The organism is Micromonospora arborensis (genome assembly GCF_003205615.1).
In the GTDB taxonomy this organism is placed as follows: domain Bacteria; phylum Actinomycetota; class Actinomycetes; order Mycobacteriales; family Micromonosporaceae; genus Micromonospora; species Micromonospora arborensis.
Map to the genome: position 1 here is coordinate 17,341 of NZ_PYBV01000045.1, position 16,589 is coordinate 33,929.

Below are 16,589 nucleotides of genomic sequence, written 5' to 3' on the forward strand. Positions count from 1 at the left end.
GCGGCGTCGTGGACGCCGCCGCCCGGCCTGGTGTCACCGCTGACCCGGGTGACGGGCGGCGCGGCCGGCTAGGGCAGGCGTCCGAGGTACGCCAGCATCGTCTCGCGGCTCCCCGGCAGGCCGTACTCGTCGACGAGCATGGCCACGTTGCCGAATTCCTGCCCGTCGATCAGCCACGGCTCGGTCGACCGGCCCAGCACCTCGGCGAGCCGTCGCGGCCGGGGCGGCAACGCCGCGACCGGCGTCCCCGCCGCTGCCGGACCGTCGGGGAACGCGAGGCGCAGCGCCACACCCAGTACGGTCAACGACCGCTCGCCGCTGACGGTGGGAAGCCGGTCGAGCAGCGCGTCGAAGGCCCGGTCCGCATGCTGCGGGCCGAGCTGCCGCAGCGCGAGGCCCGCGTAGCCGCCGAGATCACCCTCGAGGAACGGCACCCAGTCACCCTCGACCGGCCCGGTGGCGGCGTCGTCGTGCGGCGCTGACGCCCAGCTCAACAGCTCCTCGACGGTCGCCGGATCGGCTGCCGCGCCGAGGACCCGGACCCGACCGATCGCGGCGGCCCAGCGCAGCACCGGGCGCGGATCGGCCAACCAACGAACGTCCGGCGCGGCACCCAGCAGCCCCGACGCCACCAGCATGGTGGCCACCTCGCCGGGGGTCGACTCGACGCCCGGTTCCGCAGCGGCGTCGATCGCGCCGGCCAGCGCGGACACACTACCGTCGGCGTCCTCCGGAAACCAGGCGAGGACGTACGCCGCGACCGTCCGCACGCCCGAATCGGAGTGCTTCAGCAGAGCGCGGAACACGGGGACGCCGGCGCGCACCGCATCGTAGGTGGCCAGGTCGACGTACGCCCACAGCCGACTCTGCTCCGCCGCGGACAGGGACTCGACGTAGGTGTACTCGACGTACTCCTTCTTCGACTCGTCGGTGCCGGTCCACGGTGGCGGCTTGGCGGCGAGCAGCTCGCGCCCGCCCTCGGCGACCCGGCGATACTCGGCCACCGGGAAGCCCTCCGGGAGCACACCCTCGTCGTACCCGACGGCCAGGGCGCTCAGCAGCCCGGCCACCGCCGCCGGGTCCGGGGTGGCCGGATCGGCGAGCAGTTCCAGCAGGAACGGCACCGCGTACGCGCTCGCCTCGAAGCGATTGCCCTGGTGGAAGACGTTGGTGTAGAGGTCGCCCAGGGCCTCGTCCCGGGTGGCCGGGTCGGGGGAGAGCAGGGCGCGCAGTTGCCCGGGCACGTCGTCGGCTGCCCCGTAGGCGTGGCCCAGCCGCGCCCAATCGATGTCGTCAAGTCCGTCGAGCACGCGCCCATACTCTCCCGACCCGGTGACAGTCTGCGGGCCGGGACGATCAGAACTCCTCGTACACCGCCGGGTCCTGGTCCGCGAGCCGCCCGTCCGGGCGGCCCAGCGCGGTGATCGCCTCGACCTCCGCGTCGGTGAGCTTGATGCCGAAGACGTCCAGGTTCTCGACCTGCCGCTGCGGGGAGGCGGCCTTGGGCAACGGGATCACCTGGCGGGCCACGTGCCAGGCGAGGATGGTCTGCGCCGGGCTGACGCCGTGGGTGGTCGCGATCTCCCCGATGACGGGGTGCTGCTGCAGGTCGTTGCCGTGGCCGAGCGGGCTCCAGGCCTGCACGAGAATCCCGTGCTCCCGGTGGTAGTCGAGCGCGTCCTGCTGCGGGAAGTACGGATGCACCTCGATCTGGTTGACCACCGGGGCGACCCCGGTCTCGGCCACCAGCCGCTCGATGTGCTCGGGCAGGAAGTTGGACAGACCGATGTGCCGGACCAGGCCACGCTCGCGGGCCTCGATCAGCGCCCGCCACGCCTGCACGTACAGGTCGACCCTCGGGTTCGGCCAGTGGATCAGGTACAGGTCGATCCGGTCGAGGCCGGTGCGGAACACACTCTCCTCGATGGTGGTCAGCGCCTCGTCGTAGCTGTGGTGCCGCCCCGGCAGCTTCGACGTGACGATCAACTCGCCGCGCAGGTCGCCCGCCGCACGAGCGGCCCGGCCAACCGCGCCCTCGTTCTCGTAGTTGAAGGCCGAGTCGAGCAACCGGTAACCCGCACGGATTGCCTGCCCGATCGCGTCGACACCCGCCGAGCCGTTCAGTTGGTACGTGCCGAGCCCGATCGCCGGCAGGGTGGTGCCGTCGGCTGCCGTCAGGTGGGGAATCGTCATGATCGGACCCTACCCGCACGTGGGGGCGTCGCGGATGGCGAGTGCGGCTTGGATGAGCGCGGCGTGGGTCAGAGTCTGGGGGTAGTTGCCGAGGTGGGCACCCGTCGCGGGGTTCATCTCCTCGGCGTAGAGGCCGAGTGGGCTGGCGTGGTCGACCATGGCCTGGAACAGTTCGACGGCCTCGCGGCGACGCCCGGTGCGGGCAAGGGCCTGAACGAGCCAGAACGAGCAGGGCAGGAACACGTTCTCGGTGCCGGGGAGGCCGTCACGTCCGGGCGGGTAGCGGTAGAGCAGTGGACCGCCGGCGGACAGCCTGTCCCGGATGGCGTCGATGGTGCCGCGTACCCGGGGCGACTCGGCCGGGTCCATGTCGAGCAGCGGCAGGACGAGCAGAGCCGCGTCGAGATCCTGGGAGCCGTAGCTGCGGACGTAGCTGGCCGTCGTCGGGTCGAAGCCGCGCGTCCGGACGTCGGCGGCGATGGCATCTCGGGACTTCTGCCAGCGTCGACGTTGACGGTTCGACAGGGGGTGCGTGTCGGCAATGGCCAGGGCGCGGTCCAGGGCGAGCCAGCCCATGAGCTTGGAATGGACGTGTTGGGCGGGCTCCCGTACCTCCCAGATGCCGGCATCGGGCTCCTGCCAACAACCGGCGACCACATCGGCGAAACCGCGCACTGCCCGCCACGTCTCGGCGTAGAGGCGGTGTCCGGCCTGAGCGAACGCCCAGGCGGCGTCGATCACCCAGCCGTAGCCGTCGAGCTGGTGTTGACCGGCGGCACCGTTACCCATCCGTACCGGAAGGCTCCCGAGGTAGCCGGGCCAACCGGACAGTTCTCGTTCCGCTGGCACGTGCCGGCCATGCAGGGTGAGTAGCGCCGGCAGGCGTGGCCGTTGCAACCGGCTGGCGTGCAACAGCCACGCGAGGAACCCGCGAGCCTCGTCGGTCTTTCCGACACTGAGGAAGGCGCTGACGCCGATGCTGGCGTCACGGGGCCAGACATAGCGGTAGTCCCAGTTACGTCCCCCGCCGGGATCCTCGGGCAACGAGGTGGTGGGTGCGGCCACCGGCGCCCCCGAGGGTGAGTAGGTCAGCAGCCGCAAGGTGAGCAGGCTTCGGGTGACGTGTTCCCGGCAAGGTAGCCGCTCGTCGATTTCTGCGGTCCAGGCCCGCCAGCGGGCCTCGTCTTCGACGAGCAGTTCCCAGGCGGCCGTCGGCTCGACGTGGATCACCGGTTCGCGGTGAGCCACGGCCAGTACGAGGGTGACTGGACGGCCTGGCCTGACCGTGATCGAGGTGGGCTGACCGGGTTCGATTCTGAACGTGGGCGTGCTGTCCAACGCGACCGCAAGCGCCCCCCACTCACACACGACGGCCTGGCGCCGGTGGTGGACTCGGGGCCGGCGGTGCCGTGCGCCAAGGCGGGGATCGAACTCCACCACCGCGTCGACCGCTGCCCGCTCGGCCGACAGCCGTCGCACGATCAGTGTCGTGGGCAGCAGGCGACCGCTGACCTCCGCCACCATCGCCTCCGTGAGGCGCAGCCGGCCACTGCCCACCGCCCAGGTGGTCTCCAGGGTGGCGGTGTGCGGTCGGTAACGTCGGTCGACGACCGTGGCCGGCCGAGCCGGGCCGACTCGGAACGTGCCGGCATCCGGGCCCCCGACCAGCCGGCCGAACAGGGGATCGCCGTCAAAACGTGGTACGCAGAGCCAGTCCATCCCACCGTCACTCGCGACCAGGGCGGCGGTGCGCGTGTCACCCAGCAGACCGTAGTCGCTGATCGGTGGCCCATCAGTCATGGAGACCGCTCCCTGCCGAGCCGTGCTGGCGAGCAGCGGGTCACCTGGCTTGCAGGAGCAGCCCGAGACAGGCCCCGTAGATGACGTGCACGACAGCCGTGACCAGGGGAGTCTGGATGCCGTAGTTGAGAGCGAACAGCCCGGGCGGCTCCAACACCGCCCTGCTGGCCGGCCCCGCCCGTTGCGAGGCCATCCGCGGGTGGACACCAGGAAGCAGCGGCAGAATCACCGTCAGCGCGATCCCGACGTGCACAATCCCGAACAGCCCACCGATCCACCAGTTGGCGCGGTCCAACAGCGCGAACGTGGCCGCGTAACCGAGGGCGAAACCCTGACCGGCGCCGAGGTGGAGGAAGAACCCGACGACCCGGGCCCGATCCGGATCCTCGGTGACGAAGGCCCCGAGCACCAGGGGAAGGTCGAGCCGAGTGAGGCCGGCCAGTTGAGCGGTGATCATCGCCGCGGTGAGCGCCGCGGTGGCGACCAACCCGAACAACGCCCATCCGGCCCAGTCCATCTCAGCAGTCGTCGACGGCGCGGGTGTGCTCGGTCATCGGTCCACCCTCCGGCTGAACAGCGCCAATCCCACGGCCCGGACCGGACACCCGCCCACGGGCGCCGGTTTCTCACCATAAGCCACCGGACCTGTCGCGCTGACCTGCTCGCCCCAGACGTGCCGTGACGAGTTGGCAGCAGGACGGGGTAGTTCAGCCGATGATGCGGACGTGACTGGACCCCTACCAGCCGGACTGGGCTGCCGAGACCAACCAGTCGATCAGCTCAGGGCGCCCTCGGTCGCCGCCTCGAAGACCGTCTCGACCGGCCGGACCACCTTGACCATCGAGGCGAGGTACTCCCGCGTCTCCGGATCGGTGGAGTAGACGATCGTGCCCTGCATCCCTCGGGTCAGCAGGACCTTGTAGGTGTTGCGAATCAGCAGATCGGCTTCGGTGTCGCTGACCAACTTGCGACTGCGGAAGGCCGGATCCTTCGACTCCTCGCGTCGAGTCACCAGACGGCCGTCCCGCGCCACCAGATCCGGTCCGATGATGACGCCCGACCAGGTGTACTCGAAGCCCTGCGCCGTGTAGACACAGCCCACCTGGCCGAAGCCGTTCGGGTCGGTGGCCCAGAACGCGCTGCCTGGTGCCTCGCCGACGCTGCGGTCGCTCTTGACGTTCCAGGGCCTCGACCAGCCGCCGACCTGCACGTCCGGCACCAGGGTGTCGTCAGGACGCGGGTCGCTCCACGGCCAGCAGTACCCGGCGGACATGCGGGCCGTCAGACCGGCGGCCTGCTTCCTGGCGAGAGAGGCCTCCAACTCCTGCGGCGACTCGGCGAGACGCAGGTCGACTCTCCCGTCGCCGGTCCAGACCGACGGCTCACCGCCGTCGAGCCCGAGCAGGTCAACGACCCATTGCTCGTACGCCTCGCTGCCGCCGCAACGGAACTGGCTGTGCAGAGACACCACCTCGACGTCAAGGTTGAGCTGCTTCGCGTACGACGAGATGACCTCGACGTTGCCCAACTCACCCGGCTTGACTACCTGGTGCTCATCGAGCAGAAAGACCGGCACCCGGGCGGCGGCGATAAGCTCGTCGATTTGCGAACGAGCCTTCTCCCGCTTTGCTTTCGTGGTGAAGCGGTTGACGGAGGTTTCCCGGATGCGGTGCGCCTCGTCGCAGATCAGGACGTCCAGACCGTTGCGTTCGGCGGACATGAAGCTGTTGAAGTAGCTGAACAGGTTCTTGAGCCGGGTCGAGCCCTTGCCTGCGTACCGGCGCAACGTCTGGGTGAACGACCGCGAGCCCGTCGCGTGCATGACGGAGCGGTTCTGGCGTGCCAACTCACCGAGCACCGACAGCGCGATCACGCTCTTGCCGCTGCCCGGTCCACCCGATACGACAACGACCGATTTCCGATCCGCCGATCGGGCGCGCTCCACGGCGTGCAGCACCAACTCGTAAGCAACACGCTGCTGATCCAGCAGCGTGAAGTGCGACCGGCCCTTCAGCTCCTGCGCGGCGTACCTGAGCAGATGACGACTGGGTCGAACGGAGCTGGTGAGGAAGCGGTCTGCGGCCCCAGCGCCTGACGTCGGGGCGAGATGGGTGCGTAGGTAATCGATGAACTGGCCGCGCCGCTGCTTCGTGAAGATTCGGCTCTGCTCGGTCGACGCGCGATCGAACAGGTCACTGATGTCGCGGTCGACCGCGTTGTGCAGATATGCCGCCCCACGGATCGGGTTCCGTTCCGCAGCGAGAACGCCGAGAAAGTCCGTCAGGTACTCACAGTAGAGCTCAACTTGGACGCCGGGGTGGAGCCGTGGGCCGCGCGCGTGCTCCACCGCCACCAGGTCGTCGGAGCCTTCGTAGGACTCGGCGTAGGACCACTGCTTCAACTCCACGACAACGTAGGAATCGTCGGCCGTCCTCGGATCCACACCGGCGAGCACCACGTCGACCCGCTTGCTGGTCAGTGGCAACTGGTACTCGATCAGCATCTCGACCTGGCTCAGCCCAGCATCGGCGAGATCCTGGCCCAGCACCTCAAGGCTGCGCGACCAGGAACGGCGTTCTGCCGGGCTCACGTTTCGGCCGATCTGCTCCGCGATCCGGTCTGCGAGAGTGCCGCTACCGACCAAGCGCAGCAGACCATCGGCGGACGTACGAAACGCTGACAACTCTTGCCCCCGGGCAGCACGAAGTGATCGTGCGCATGGGGGGCGTATCCGACAGCCGCCGGAAGCCCGTCGTGACGCGCTCCTACGTGATGGACTGTAGCGAAGAGATCAACTCAGCGCCATGCTGACGCTGCCTGCGGCTACCGTTTCGAGGCCGAACCGCGAGCTTGGTCAACGGGGTAGCGGCGTGCCGAATCCTCGAGCTTGGTCAGAGCCGCCTCCACCAGATCGATGCCGAGTACGTCGGCGAGCCGAGTCAAATAAATCATGACGTCACCGATCTCGGCCCTCACCCGGCTGCCTGCGTCCGGGTCGGACATGACCGCCGCAGACTGCTCCGGCGTGAGCCACTGGAACTCGGCAATCAGTTCGCCGACTTCGCCAGCGAGCGCCATCGCCAGGTTCTTGGGCGTGTGGAACTGCTGCCAGTCCCGCTCCTCCGCAAACGCCCGCACGCGGCCCGTCAGGTCATCCACGCTGAGAGGCAGACTTCATGGCGGTTGTGAACAGTAGCCAGGCCGGGTGTTCAAAGCGGAGAGTCGGACCCTCGATGTCTTTGGAGTCGCGGACAGCGACGACCTCGGAGAGGTTCAGGGCGACCTCGACGCAGTTGCCGCCGTTGTCGCCGCTGCGGGTGCTCTTGCGCCAGACGGCGCCGGTCAGGTCAGTCATGCCGCATCTCCCCGATGAGCCTCTTGATCATGTCTCTTGATTCTGCCTCGTCAAGCGCGAGGGTCACCAGACCTCTCCACGTGTCCTCGTAGGCCCTGAGCTCATCCGGCTTGTCGAGGTAGAGCGCCCCGGTAAGCGACTCGCTATAAACCACCGATGGCTCAGGTGCAGTCCGGCCGCCGTTGGTCGTCGGAAAGTCGAGGACCACGAACGAGCCGGCGACCGCTCCAGGGTGTGGCCCGGCTGCGAGCGGCACCACCTGTACGGAGACGTTGGGCAGCTCGGAAACTTCGAGCAGATGCTTAAGCTGGTCGATCATTACGCCATGATTGCCGACCAATCGGCGGAGTACCGCCTCGGAGAGCACTGCGTCCAGGCGTGGGGGCTGTGGCAGGCGACGCCTAAGCAGCGCCTGCCGTTGGAGCCGCACCTCGACTGCTTGCTCGCGCTCTTCTGGGCTAAGCCGACTCCCTGGCCGAAAGAGTCCAAGCGCGTAGGTGCGGGTCTGCAGCAATCCGGGGATCAGTGTCTCGCCGTACTCCCGCAGTCGGGCCGCGGCGGATTCCAGGCCCACGTAGAGCTCGAACCAGTTCGGCACCGCATCTCCGTACGCGTGCCACCACCCCTTCGACTTCGTCTCCGCGGCCAGCCCGCGCATCGCCTCGGTCATCTCGGGCGACACCCCGTACAGCTCGCACATCGCCTTGACGTCGAGCACCCGGACCGAGCCCTGGCCGCATTCGAGGCGCCAGATTTTCTGCCGGCTGTATTCGAGGGCTTCGGCGGCGGCGTCGAGCGTCACCCCGGCCTCGTTGCGGAACTGTCGCAGCAGCCGGCCGAGTTGTCGGCGCGGCACAGTCGATCCGATGTCGTCGGGCATCCGCACACTCCCTGGTTCCGCCACGCAACACTGCGTGACCTCCTCCTGCAACTCCTACGGGTTGCAACAAAGAAAGTCAATGCACAACGGCGAAATTGCGGTGTGGAACGTTGCCCTTCCGCTGCGGACTGTCGCACTCTGATCACACCACGGCGGCCGGCCGGTCCCCCCGAACGGCCGCCGTGCTTCCCCGAACACCCCTCGCCACTCCGAGCAGGAAGGCAGGCAGACATGAACGGCAGAAACCAGCGACCAGAGCCGCCGAGCGGTGGTGCGACCTACCGCTCCGGCGCGTACACCAGTCTGTTGCCATGGCAGGTGCGCGAGCGCCGTTTCGCGCCGACCGGGGTCGGACGTCGCGGTCTGAACCCCGACGACGTCTACGCCTTCCTCGACCGGGTCGCCGGCGACATGGCCGCCGTCTACGCCGCGCTCGCCGAGAGCCGCCGCGAGACTGCCCGGATCAAGGCCGGGCTGCGTCGCTGGCAGACCGATCAGGCCCGTGCCCGCAACGAGCGGGGCCAGGCCCAATGAGTCAGCGGTACGTCGTCCACCTGCCCGTCGTCGCCAACGACCTGCCTGCCGCGCAACGCCTGGCCCGGGTCATCGGCCGGTGGATGCTGGTGCTGCCGATGACCGACCCGGGGGAGACCACCGTCTCCGAAGAGGACCAGCAGTTCCTCCGTCACCGGGTCTTCTGCGACCTGCGGATGCCGGGCGGTCGGCGCTGCCTTCTCCGCGACAGTCACGACGGCCCCTGCTCCCGCCGCTTGCGCCGATGAGGGGTGCGAATCCGGAGATAAACGGCGCTAGCGGCTCGACCGCTGCGCTTTCATTTATCGCAGGCCGCCAGTTGACGGACCTGTCCGCCGCTGACGGAAACGACGCCGTGATGCCTTCGCGAAGTGCGGCAGCACGTGCGTCGTCGAACCTGTCCAGCACCTTCCCATGCGGAGGTCGGTGCTGCGGGCCGTATGGATTGGCTGGATTGGCTCAGAGCACGGCTTCAGTACGAGCGCGTGATCGCGGCGTGGGTGCCGGCGACAACGCTGGCGTTGTGTCGCTCGACGCCACGGGCTGCGAGTAGGGAACCCAGGACCAGGTAGGCGATCCAGGTCAGGGGCATCGTCACGATGCCGACGAAAACGAATATGAGGAAGAAGTTGATCCAGAAGAGCCCCCAGAAGGACAGCATCAGGATCACCCCGGAAGAGGTTCGACCGGCATACAGGTTGCCCACGCCGAAGATGCCGAAGAGTCCCAGGACCAGCTCGAGGGCGACGGCAGCACCGGCAGATTTCTGCGGTACGAGCACCGCCTGGGGCCCGACGTACACCGACTGCGTCGGGACCGGAGCGTGCTGCTGAGCAACGGGGACCGGTAGATGTGCGGTCTGCGCCGGCTGCCACTGTTGATGGGGGTCGGGATGAGTCACTGCACGAGTCTCGCGTGAGAACAGTCGGCGAGTCACCCTCCGTTTGGTCCCGCGCATCGGACTGCAAGGGCACGTTCGCGTTCCTTGTGGCTCAGCATCCCGCCGAGGCGGTAGAGCACGCGGGCGTACTCCTTGGTCTGCAGGAGCCCAGGGATGAGCGACTCGTCGTAACGGCGGAGGTGGGTGGCGGCGGACTCCAGCCCTCCCCGTACAGGTCGAACCGGCTCGGCACCGCAACGCCTGTCCGGGTCATCGGTTGCTGGATGCCAATGCTGCCGATGGCGGACCCGGAGGAAGCCACCGTCTCCGAAGAGGACCAGCAGTTCCTCCGTCACCGGGTCTTTTGCGACCTGCGGCTTCCTGGCGGCCGGCGCTGCCTGCTCCGCGACGGCCACGACGGCGGCTGCTCCCGCCGCTTGCGGCGATGAGGGAAGCGGTGCCAGCGGTCGGGCAGTGTGGACGTGGCCGATCTGGCGGGCCATGATGCGGCGGCAGGCCGGGGCTGTGGCAGGCTCCGCCGGTGACGATCACGACGGCAGGCGCGCGATTTCTCGCCGCCTTCAACGACATTGAGAAGCACTTCCGGTCTACTCTGCGGGCTGATGTGGCGGTGGGGTTCGCCCAACTGATCCGGGACTATGGGCAGCGGAGGCCTCTGTCGCACCATCAGAAGAATGCCCTGGTCGCGTTCGCCTCGCTGCGGAACGCGATCAGCCACGGCACCTACTACGGTGGCCGACCGATCGCCGACCCGGTCGAGGTCGTCGTGCAGGAGATCGAGCATCTCCGACAGCAGATCATCGAGCCGCCGTTGGCGCTGACCGTCCTCAAATCCGGCAATGTCTGCCGGGTGCATCCGGACGATCCGATCAGCATCGCGCTGGAACACGTTCGTGCCTTCGGGTACTCACAGTTGCCGGTGTACGACGACGCCTACGTGGGCGTGCTGACCACCAACGCCATCGCGCGGTGGCTCGCCGATCAGTTGGTCAAGAACACGGGAATTGCCGAGGAGGAGCCGGTCCGGCAGGTGCTTAGTTTCGCCGAGCCCGGGGAGGACGCCGCTCTGGTCCCCAGGGCGATCACCGTGGTGGAGGCGATCGACCGGCTCAGCCGAAGCCGGCTTGCCGGGCAATTGAATACGACGCTCATCATCACTCAGAACGGGATGCGGACCGACAAGCCGTTGCGCCTGGTGGTTCCGTTCGACCTACCGATCTTGAGTAAGGCGCTCGCCTTCAACTGACAAAGCTGAAGGGCCCATCGAACAGCACCGGCTCGCCCGGCTGGCCCTCGCCCGGTTCGGTTTCCTCCGGACCCGGGAGGACCGCCGCACCGCCGTGCTCGCGCTCGTCGACTCCCGCCGGCTCTACACGCACCCGACCGTGAGCCGGTACGCCTGGCCCGAGGGGGCAGACCCGCAAACGCACCGCGCGTACCGGGTCACTCAGGCCAGCAATGACCGCGCGTTCGAGGAGGTGCCGCCCGAGGAGGTGGCCAACGCTCTCGTGCACGTGCTGCAGGGCGTACCGGTCATGGCACAGGAGCGGCTGCTGCGCGCCGGCCTGGAGCGGCTCGGCTACCGCCGGCGCACCGACAAGATCGACAAACTACTTCGGTACGGGCTGCACGTCGCCCTGACCGGTGGCCGTCTCCGCCTCGACTCGGAGGGACGCCTCACCCTGGCCTGACGAGAACCGTCCTCGACTATCCGTCGTGGTGAATTACCTGGTCAGCCCGGAGCGTGACCATGGCGACGGTACGGCCATCGGCGTCAGCGAACTCGACCTCGTACGCGGTCGAGGGGCTACTGAAGATATGAACGACCGTCCCCACTGCCCCGGCAGGCAGTTGCTCTGCCGGCATGGCTTCTCGGAGTTCAACCACGTCGTACAGCTCCAACAGGTCATCCTTCCTTGGGCGGGAACGAGATGGTGACCATCCGAGGAGAAGATGTCCCGTTCTCCAGTATCCAGGCTGTGCGGACGGTGATCGTGCCACCGGGCCCGGTCAGGGGAAGGTCCACGGACCACCGCTGACCGAACTCGTCTGCCTTGCCCAGCAAGGGCTTGCCGGCGAGTACGCCTTCGCGGATCTGCTGCATGATTACGTCGGCGTCGTCCGGGCCGAGGCCAGTGACGGAGTTGATGACGCGGTACTTGTTTTTGCCGACAGGGTGGTCTGGGTTCATGGCGTAGGCGGTGATCTTTCTAGAGTCGATCTCGGCCTTACTGAAGTCCGGTCGCCTGGGATCACCCGGAAGCTTTGTCGGCCCGGGACCGTCGGGCCTTTGCGGGCCGGGTGACTGTTTCTGGAGTCGTCCCAGTGCCTGCTTGAGCTTTTCGATGAGGTCGCCGAGTCGGCGGATCTCTGGGATGAGCCGGCGCAGGCTGGCCAGCAGCCCACGCAGCAGCCGCGCGATCCGTGCACCCCAGGACGCGACAAGTGTCGTGACCTGTTCGACGACCAGTGGTGTGGCCAGTCCGCCGGTGATGACGAGTTCGCCCGCGTACACGATGAGGCGGGACACGCAGGCGGCGACGGCGTCGCGGACCAGGAGCCGGACGGCGGCCACCAGGCCGGCGGCGCCTTCGGTGATCGCGGCCATGGTGTCGGCGCCCTGGGCGAGGCCGTTGATGGCCTGCTGCTGCTCGGCGGACCAGGCCCGGTACGCGGACGCCGCGCTGCCACCCCAGTTGGCGAGATCGTCGCGGACGGCGCGGGCAAGAGCGGTGGCATCCTCGCGGAGGGATCCTGCGACGTTGCGCCAGGTCTGGGCGTGGGCGGTGATCTGCGCGGGGTCGCCGGCGAGCCAGTTCAACGCCTCGCTGAGGGGCCTGACGTGTTCGATGAGCCAGGCGATCCCGTACTGCAACAGGGCACCGACCGGGTCGGAGACGAAGGCGAGGGCGTCGAGGCCGGCGCTGACGACACCGAGGCTGCCGTCGATCCAACTGCCGTTGCGCACACCCTGCGCGATGAGCTCGATGTCCTCGCAGATCCAGACGCCGGCCCACGCGTTGGGTGGGGCGGCCGACGCGGTGGCGATGAGCGGGTTCGTCGTCACCGCCGCTGCCGTGTCTGATCGAGCAGGTGGCTGGCGCGGGCGTCGGAGCCCCGGTAGCGATCCGCGCTGAGCCGGAGCCTTCCGGCGGTGTCCCGCGCTGATTCGGTGGCCGCGCCGACGCCGTCGACGAGGGTGCGCTGCAGGCCGTCGAGCAGCACCGGCATCATGGCGCAGAGCTGCCCGTACGCTTCGCCGCCCAATCGGACGTGTTGGCCGGCCTGCCGGGCGGTGTCGAGGTTGCCGGCGCAGCGGTCGAGGCGTACGGCATGGGCCGTCAGGTCGTTCGGGTCGACCTGGATGCCGTCACCGGCGGGCATCGCTGTGCCCCTCGTCGCGGCTCAGCCGGCTGCGGTAGGAGTCGATGACGGCCTGGGCGCTTGCGCCGTCGCCGAGGGACTCCACCGCTGCTGCACTGACCTGCCGGAGCAGGTCGGCGCCCGCGGCTCGGGTGGTCTCCAGGATCTGCCGGGCGGTGCCTGCCGCGGATTGTTGCCGGGTGCGCTCGTCGAGCCGAAGGTCGATCAGCAGGCCGGCTGAGTCGACGGTGACTTCGACGGTCCGGTCGACGTTGCGGGCGGTGCCGGTGAGGCCCCGCATCCTCGCCGACAGCATCTTCGCCCGCTCTGCCTGTTCGGCGAGCGACGACTCCCACTCGTCGAGCCGGCGCTGCGCCGCGTCGAGCGCAGCCTCGTCCGCCCACATGTCGACCCTCCCCAAGGGACTACTACCGGCGAGGCCGGTGAGATCACCGTGACGCTATCAACCGGTGACGATGTGTGCAGGCCCCGACGTGTGGACCGCCGCCGGCCCGTGCGCCTTACGATCATGGGCATGCGGACCGAGCCCTCCGGCGTGGCCTCTGCGCTTGAGCTGGGATCGCTTCCGCTCACGCCGGACGTCGCGGACGTCTACCGCGACCTTCTGAAAACAGCGCCCGTAGCGCAGCGGGAGTTCCTGTCCACCGCGTCACCGCAGGTGGCTCGGGCGCTCGCGGGGCTGCTGACCAGCGGCGCGGTGCACCGCGACACGGCCGGTGTGCTGCACGTCCGGCCGCCGCGTAGCGCGCTGGAGAGCTGGGCAGCGCAGCGGGAGATGGAGGCCGCCCGGGCCCGTGCCACGGCGGAGACGCTGTCCGGGCTCTACACGGCGGTCCACGGAACGGGGGCCGCATTCGTCGAGGTCATCGAGGGCAAGTACGCCGCCCGCGAGCTGTTCCGCCAGTTGCAGACCGGTGCCCGCACCGAGGTACGGGGTCTGGAGCGTGGGCCGTACCTGCGCGACACCGCGCGGGTCCCGGAGGAGGCGCAGTACGACGCGCTGAGTCGGGGCCTGCGCTACCGCTGTGTCTACGAGGGTGAGCTGCTGTACGACGAGGCGATGCTGGCGGCGGTGCGTTCCGCTGTCGCCGCCGGTGAGCAGGCTCGGGTCTTCCCGGAGCTTCCGCTGAAGATGATGCTGACCGACGCCGATCGTGGCCTCATCATCCTGCCGCGTGCCAGCGGCGACGACGCCGACGCGATGCTGGTGTATGGCTCCCGTCTGCTGGACGGGCTGTCCGAGTTGTTCGAGGTGTTCTGGCGGCTCGGTGCGCCGATCCACGCCACCGCCGACACCGCCGAACCGGACGCCGAACCGACCGCGGCCACCCAGCGGTTGCTCGCGCTGCTCACCGCGGGCTTGACCGACGAGGCCATCGCCCGCGACCTCGGCATCAGCAACCGCACGGTGCACCGTCGGGTCAGTCGCCTGCAGGAACTGCTCGGCGCGCGCAGCCGGTTTCAGCTCGGCGTGCAGGCCAGTCGCCGTGGCTGGCTGTGACTGGCGGGATCCTGCCATGGCTGGTCTTCGTCAGCACGGGACCACATCGGCGAAACACTCCTGGTCCAGGGTGAAGGCCATTCGATCATCCGCTCCATGAGAGGACGGGACGATGCCCCATCCCACGACCGGGTCGCACCGCCCACACCGCGTGCGCCGGCCGGCTGCCTTCCTCGCCGCGACACTGGTCGCGGCTGTCCTGAGCAGCGGTGCGGCCGTGACTCCGGCCGCCGCGGCCAAGGCCGCCGAGCCGGACACCGCCGCCCTGGCCGCGTCACTCACCACCCAGCGGCCCTCCTGGGAGCCGTGCGGGTTGGCCGATGTCAGCCCCGAGGACGAGGCGCAACTGCGGCTGAGCTGCGCGACGGTCACCGTGCCGCGTGACTGGCACAACCCGCGCGACGGAAAGACGATCCAGGTCCGGATCAGCCGTACCGTCGCTTCCGGCGGCGACCGCAAGGGCATCCTGTTGGTCAACCCGGGCGGACCCGGTGGCAGCGGACTGTCCCTGGCACCGTACGTGGCGCGGTCCGCGCCGACCCTCGCCGAGCACTACGACGTGATCGGCTTCGACCCCCGTGGCGTCGGTCAGAGCACCCCGTTGCTCTGCTCGGTCACCTACCGCGACACCGACGTCACCACCGACCAGATCACCCAGGCCAATGTCGCCGGCTGTCGCAACACCGAGCTGACGAAGTACATCACCACCGAGCAGACCACCTACGACCTGGATTTCATCCGGGTGCTGCTGGGGGAGCGGAAGCTCAACTACCTCGGCTACTCGTACGGCACCTGGCTCGGCACCTGGTACGCGGCGACGTTCCCGAGCCGCACCGGCCGGATGGTGCTCGACTCGGTGGCCGCCGTCGGCTCGCCCACCCTGCAGGAGACCTGGGACCTGCAACCGTTCACCCGTGACCGGGCGTTCCAGGAACAGTTGCTGCCGTACATGGCTCGTCACGACGACCTGTACGGCCGCGGCACCGACCCGATGGCGATCCGGGAGATGTTCGAGCGGGCCGGCGGCACCCGGATCGGCATGGGGCCGTTCATGTTCGGGTACTTCATCCTCGGCGCCCTCTACGACACCCAGAACTACCCGGCCGCCGCGGCAGCGGTGAACACGGTGATCCAGTACTACGAGGAGTGGAACGGCTGGACGCCCGAGCAGATTCTCAGCGCGGCGACGACGAAGATGCTCGCCGCGCCGGGGATCACCGCCGACGACCGGGCGTACATCGAGCAGTCGCGGGTCAGCGCCGAGGCGGCTCTGAAGACCCAGCCTGGCCAGGTTCGGCTGCCGCAGGGCACCGACGAGTACACGTACGACATCGACTATGTCTTCGAGGTGATCCGCTGCCAGGACGGGCAGTGGAACGACAGCGTCGCGCACTGGAACGCGTTCAGCCGTCGCCTGACCCGCGACGCCCCGCTGGTCGCCCCGTTCCTGCAGAACCCGCCGGCCTGCGCGTACTGGCCGACCAGCAACCGGATGCCGACGTTCGACAAGAAGACGTTCCCCAAGGTGCTGATGTTGCAGGACGAACTCGACGTCGCCACGGCGTACGAGGGTGCGTTGGCGGCGTCGAAGAAGTTGCCCGGCGCCTCGATGATCAGCGTCGACAACGAGGGCAGCCACGGGGTGTTCCCGTACTACACGTCGTGCGTGGACGACCCGGTGTACGCCTACCTGCTGGACGGTCGGCTGCCCGCCGAGACGTACACCGGGTGCCAGGCGGTGCCACTTCCTGGCGAAACGGCCGTCTTCGAGGTAGGCGGCAAGTTGACCGGCAAGGGGACGGTACGGACCCAACTGATCAGCGACGACATGCGGGCGGCGAACCGCATGCTCAAGCGGATGCTGCGTACCGAGCCGGGTCCCTCGTACCCGGAGTAGGTGGCCGTGGTGTGCGGGCGGTGCCGGCCGCCCGCACACTCCGTCGACGCCCCGCCTGATGCGCTTCGGTGTCGCGCGCCAACCTCTGCCGCGGCGCAGAGCAGACGCCGCCGAGAGCGCAGACCCGCAGCGGGCGACGGGAGT

At 68.8% G+C, this 16,589-nt stretch carries 20 protein-coding genes and 1 pseudogene; 7 read left to right on the forward strand and 14 right to left on the reverse strand.

Features of this window, described 5'->3' with window-relative positions; translation table 11 throughout:
* Nucleotides 1–68: 68 nt before the first annotated feature.
* From C7C45_RS28460 to C7C45_RS28495, 8 genes are all read right to left on the reverse strand, one after another.
* The gene (locus C7C45_RS28460; protein WP_110567184.1) at nucleotides 69–1,310 is read right to left on the reverse strand and encodes a hypothetical protein; all 1,242 of its coding nucleotides are present in this window, start codon (nucleotides 1,308–1,310) and stop codon (nucleotides 69–71) included.
* Nucleotides 1,311–1,356: 46 nt separating this feature from the next.
* Nucleotides 1,357–2,193, reverse strand: a complete 837-nt coding sequence (locus C7C45_RS28465; RefSeq protein WP_110567186.1) for an aldo/keto reductase — start codon at nucleotides 2,191–2,193, stop codon at nucleotides 1,357–1,359.
* A 9-nt stretch (nucleotides 2,194–2,202) separates the two neighbouring features.
* Nucleotides 2,203–3,993, reverse strand: a complete 1,791-nt coding sequence (locus tag C7C45_RS28470; RefSeq protein WP_110567188.1) for a glycoside hydrolase family 15 protein — start codon at nucleotides 3,991–3,993, stop codon at nucleotides 2,203–2,205.
* Between the two features lie 40 nt (nucleotides 3,994–4,033).
* On the reverse strand, nucleotides 4,034–4,510 hold the full coding sequence (locus C7C45_RS28475) for a hypothetical protein (protein ID WP_110567190.1): 477 nt from the start codon (nucleotides 4,508–4,510) through the stop codon (nucleotides 4,034–4,036).
* 258 nt (nucleotides 4,511–4,768) lie between these two features.
* Nucleotides 4,769–6,676 (reverse strand): DUF2075 domain-containing protein, encoded by a 1,908-nt coding sequence (locus C7C45_RS28480; protein WP_110567192.1) that lies wholly within the window; start codon nucleotides 6,674–6,676, stop codon nucleotides 4,769–4,771.
* A 140-nt stretch (nucleotides 6,677–6,816) separates the two neighbouring features.
* Nucleotides 6,817–7,152 (reverse strand): nucleotide pyrophosphohydrolase, encoded by a 336-nt coding sequence (locus C7C45_RS28485; protein ID WP_110567194.1) that lies wholly within the window; start codon nucleotides 7,150–7,152, stop codon nucleotides 6,817–6,819.
* Nucleotides 7,145–7,348: a DUF397 domain-containing protein gene (locus C7C45_RS28490; RefSeq protein WP_110567196.1), complete on the reverse strand. Its 204-nt coding sequence runs from the start codon at nucleotides 7,346–7,348 to the stop codon at nucleotides 7,145–7,147. The genes C7C45_RS28485 and C7C45_RS28490 overlap by 8 nt, the downstream gene beginning before the upstream one ends.
* Entirely contained in the window at nucleotides 7,341–8,228 is an 888-nt protein-coding gene (locus C7C45_RS28495; RefSeq protein WP_110567265.1) for a helix-turn-helix domain-containing protein, read from the reverse strand. Before C7C45_RS28495 ends, C7C45_RS28490 begins: the two co-directional genes overlap by 8 nt.
* Before the next feature lie 231 nt (nucleotides 8,229–8,459).
* On the opposite strand from C7C45_RS28495, the gene C7C45_RS28500 reads away from it, so the two are divergent.
* Nucleotides 8,460–8,762, forward strand: a complete 303-nt coding sequence (locus C7C45_RS28500) for a DivIVA domain-containing protein (RefSeq protein WP_110567198.1) — start codon at nucleotides 8,460–8,462, stop codon at nucleotides 8,760–8,762.
* Nucleotides 8,759–9,010, forward strand: a complete 252-nt coding sequence (locus tag C7C45_RS28505; protein ID WP_110567200.1) for a hypothetical protein — start codon at nucleotides 8,759–8,761, stop codon at nucleotides 9,008–9,010. Before C7C45_RS28500 ends, C7C45_RS28505 begins: the two co-directional genes overlap by 4 nt.
* 224 nt (nucleotides 9,011–9,234) lie before the next feature.
* Here the strand turns inward: C7C45_RS28505 and C7C45_RS28510 are convergent, their stop codons facing one another.
* Both C7C45_RS28510 and C7C45_RS35240 read right to left on the reverse strand, forming a co-directional pair.
* On the reverse strand, nucleotides 9,235–9,663 hold the full coding sequence (locus C7C45_RS28510) for a TM2 domain-containing protein (RefSeq protein WP_146247428.1): 429 nt from the start codon (nucleotides 9,661–9,663) through the stop codon (nucleotides 9,235–9,237).
* A gap of 32 nt (nucleotides 9,664–9,695) precedes the next feature.
* The gene (locus tag C7C45_RS35240) at nucleotides 9,696–9,986 is read right to left on the reverse strand and encodes a Scr1 family TA system antitoxin-like transcriptional regulator (RefSeq protein WP_244200618.1); all 291 of its coding nucleotides are present in this window, start codon (nucleotides 9,984–9,986) and stop codon (nucleotides 9,696–9,698) included.
* On the opposite strand from C7C45_RS35240, the pseudogene C7C45_RS35245 reads away from it, so the two are divergent.
* The 3 genes and pseudogenes from C7C45_RS35245 to C7C45_RS28530 all read left to right on the forward strand — a co-directional run.
* Nucleotides 9,909–10,091, forward strand: a pseudogene (locus tag C7C45_RS35245) (hypothetical protein); the annotation flags it as partial. The gene C7C45_RS35240 and the pseudogene C7C45_RS35245 sit on opposite strands and share 78 nt — an antisense overlap.
* Before the next feature lie 92 nt (nucleotides 10,092–10,183).
* The gene (locus C7C45_RS28525; protein WP_167454862.1) at nucleotides 10,184–10,909 is read left to right on the forward strand and encodes a CBS domain-containing protein; all 726 of its coding nucleotides are present in this window, start codon (nucleotides 10,184–10,186) and stop codon (nucleotides 10,907–10,909) included.
* A gap of 94 nt (nucleotides 10,910–11,003) precedes the next feature.
* Nucleotides 11,004–11,354, forward strand: a complete 351-nt coding sequence (locus C7C45_RS28530; protein ID WP_110567206.1) for a hypothetical protein — start codon at nucleotides 11,004–11,006, stop codon at nucleotides 11,352–11,354.
* A gap of 16 nt (nucleotides 11,355–11,370) precedes the next feature.
* Here C7C45_RS28530 and C7C45_RS28535 read toward each other — a convergent pair whose 3' ends face one another.
* Genes C7C45_RS28535 through C7C45_RS28550 form a run of 4 tightly spaced genes read right to left on the reverse strand, consistent with a single transcriptional unit; the run spans nucleotide 11,371 to nucleotide 13,432 of the window.
* Entirely contained in the window at nucleotides 11,371–11,565 is a 195-nt protein-coding gene (locus C7C45_RS28535; RefSeq protein ID WP_208641412.1) for a DUF4926 domain-containing protein, read from the reverse strand.
* 4 nt (nucleotides 11,566–11,569) lie between these two features.
* Complete coding sequence (locus C7C45_RS35250) at nucleotides 11,570–12,730, reverse strand: WXG100 family type VII secretion target (RefSeq protein ID WP_244200615.1); 1,161 nt, start codon at nucleotides 12,728–12,730, stop codon at nucleotides 11,570–11,572.
* Complete coding sequence (locus tag C7C45_RS28545) at nucleotides 12,727–13,047, reverse strand: type VII secretion target (protein WP_110567208.1); 321 nt, start codon at nucleotides 13,045–13,047, stop codon at nucleotides 12,727–12,729. Before C7C45_RS28545 ends, C7C45_RS35250 begins: the two co-directional genes overlap by 4 nt.
* Nucleotides 13,034–13,432, reverse strand: coding sequence for a YbaB/EbfC family DNA-binding protein (locus C7C45_RS28550; RefSeq protein WP_110567210.1), 399 nt, complete (start codon nucleotides 13,430–13,432; stop codon nucleotides 13,034–13,036). The genes C7C45_RS28545 and C7C45_RS28550 overlap by 14 nt, the downstream gene beginning before the upstream one ends.
* Nucleotides 13,433–13,561: 129 nt before the next feature.
* Here C7C45_RS28550 and C7C45_RS28555 point away from each other — a divergent pair, with 129 nt between their 5' ends.
* Together C7C45_RS28555 and C7C45_RS28560 are read left to right on the forward strand one after the other, a co-directional pair.
* Entirely contained in the window at nucleotides 13,562–14,548 is a 987-nt protein-coding gene (locus C7C45_RS28555) for a helix-turn-helix transcriptional regulator (protein WP_167454863.1), read from the forward strand.
* Between the two features lie 112 nt (nucleotides 14,549–14,660).
* Nucleotides 14,661–16,445, forward strand: a complete 1,785-nt coding sequence (locus C7C45_RS28560) for an alpha/beta hydrolase (protein WP_110567214.1) — start codon at nucleotides 14,661–14,663, stop codon at nucleotides 16,443–16,445.
* Nucleotides 16,446–16,589 lie beyond the last annotated feature (144 nt).

Excerpts from the sequence above, each read along its gene's own strand:
- C7C45_RS28465 (WP_110567186.1), bottom strand. The coding sequence starts at position 2,193 with ATGACGATTCCCCACCTGACGGCAGCCGACGGCACCACCCTGCCGGCG.
- C7C45_RS28470 (WP_110567188.1), bottom strand. The coding sequence starts at position 3,993 with ATGACTGATGGGCCACCGATCAGCGACTACGGTCTGCTGGGTGACACG.
- C7C45_RS28475 (WP_110567190.1), bottom strand. The coding sequence starts at position 4,510 with ATGGACTGGGCCGGATGGGCGTTGTTCGGGTTGGTCGCCACCGCGGCG.
- C7C45_RS28490 (WP_110567196.1), bottom strand. The coding sequence starts at position 7,348 with ATGACTGACCTGACCGGCGCCGTCTGGCGCAAGAGCACCCGCAGCGGC.
- C7C45_RS28495 (WP_110567265.1), bottom strand. The coding sequence starts at position 8,228 with ATGCCCGACGACATCGGATCGACTGTGCCGCGCCGACAACTCGGCCGG.
- C7C45_RS28500 (WP_110567198.1), top strand. The coding sequence starts at position 8,460 with ATGAACGGCAGAAACCAGCGACCAGAGCCGCCGAGCGGTGGTGCGACC.
- C7C45_RS28505 (WP_110567200.1), top strand. The coding sequence starts at position 8,759 with ATGAGTCAGCGGTACGTCGTCCACCTGCCCGTCGTCGCCAACGACCTG.
- C7C45_RS28545 (WP_110567208.1), bottom strand. The coding sequence starts at position 13,047 with ATGCCCGCCGGTGACGGCATCCAGGTCGACCCGAACGACCTGACGGCC.
- C7C45_RS28550 (WP_110567210.1), bottom strand. The coding sequence starts at position 13,432 with ATGTGGGCGGACGAGGCTGCGCTCGACGCGGCGCAGCGCCGGCTCGAC.
- C7C45_RS28555 (WP_167454863.1), top strand. The coding sequence starts at position 13,562 with ATGCGGACCGAGCCCTCCGGCGTGGCCTCTGCGCTTGAGCTGGGATCG.
- C7C45_RS28560 (WP_110567214.1), top strand. The coding sequence starts at position 14,661 with ATGCCCCATCCCACGACCGGGTCGCACCGCCCACACCGCGTGCGCCGG.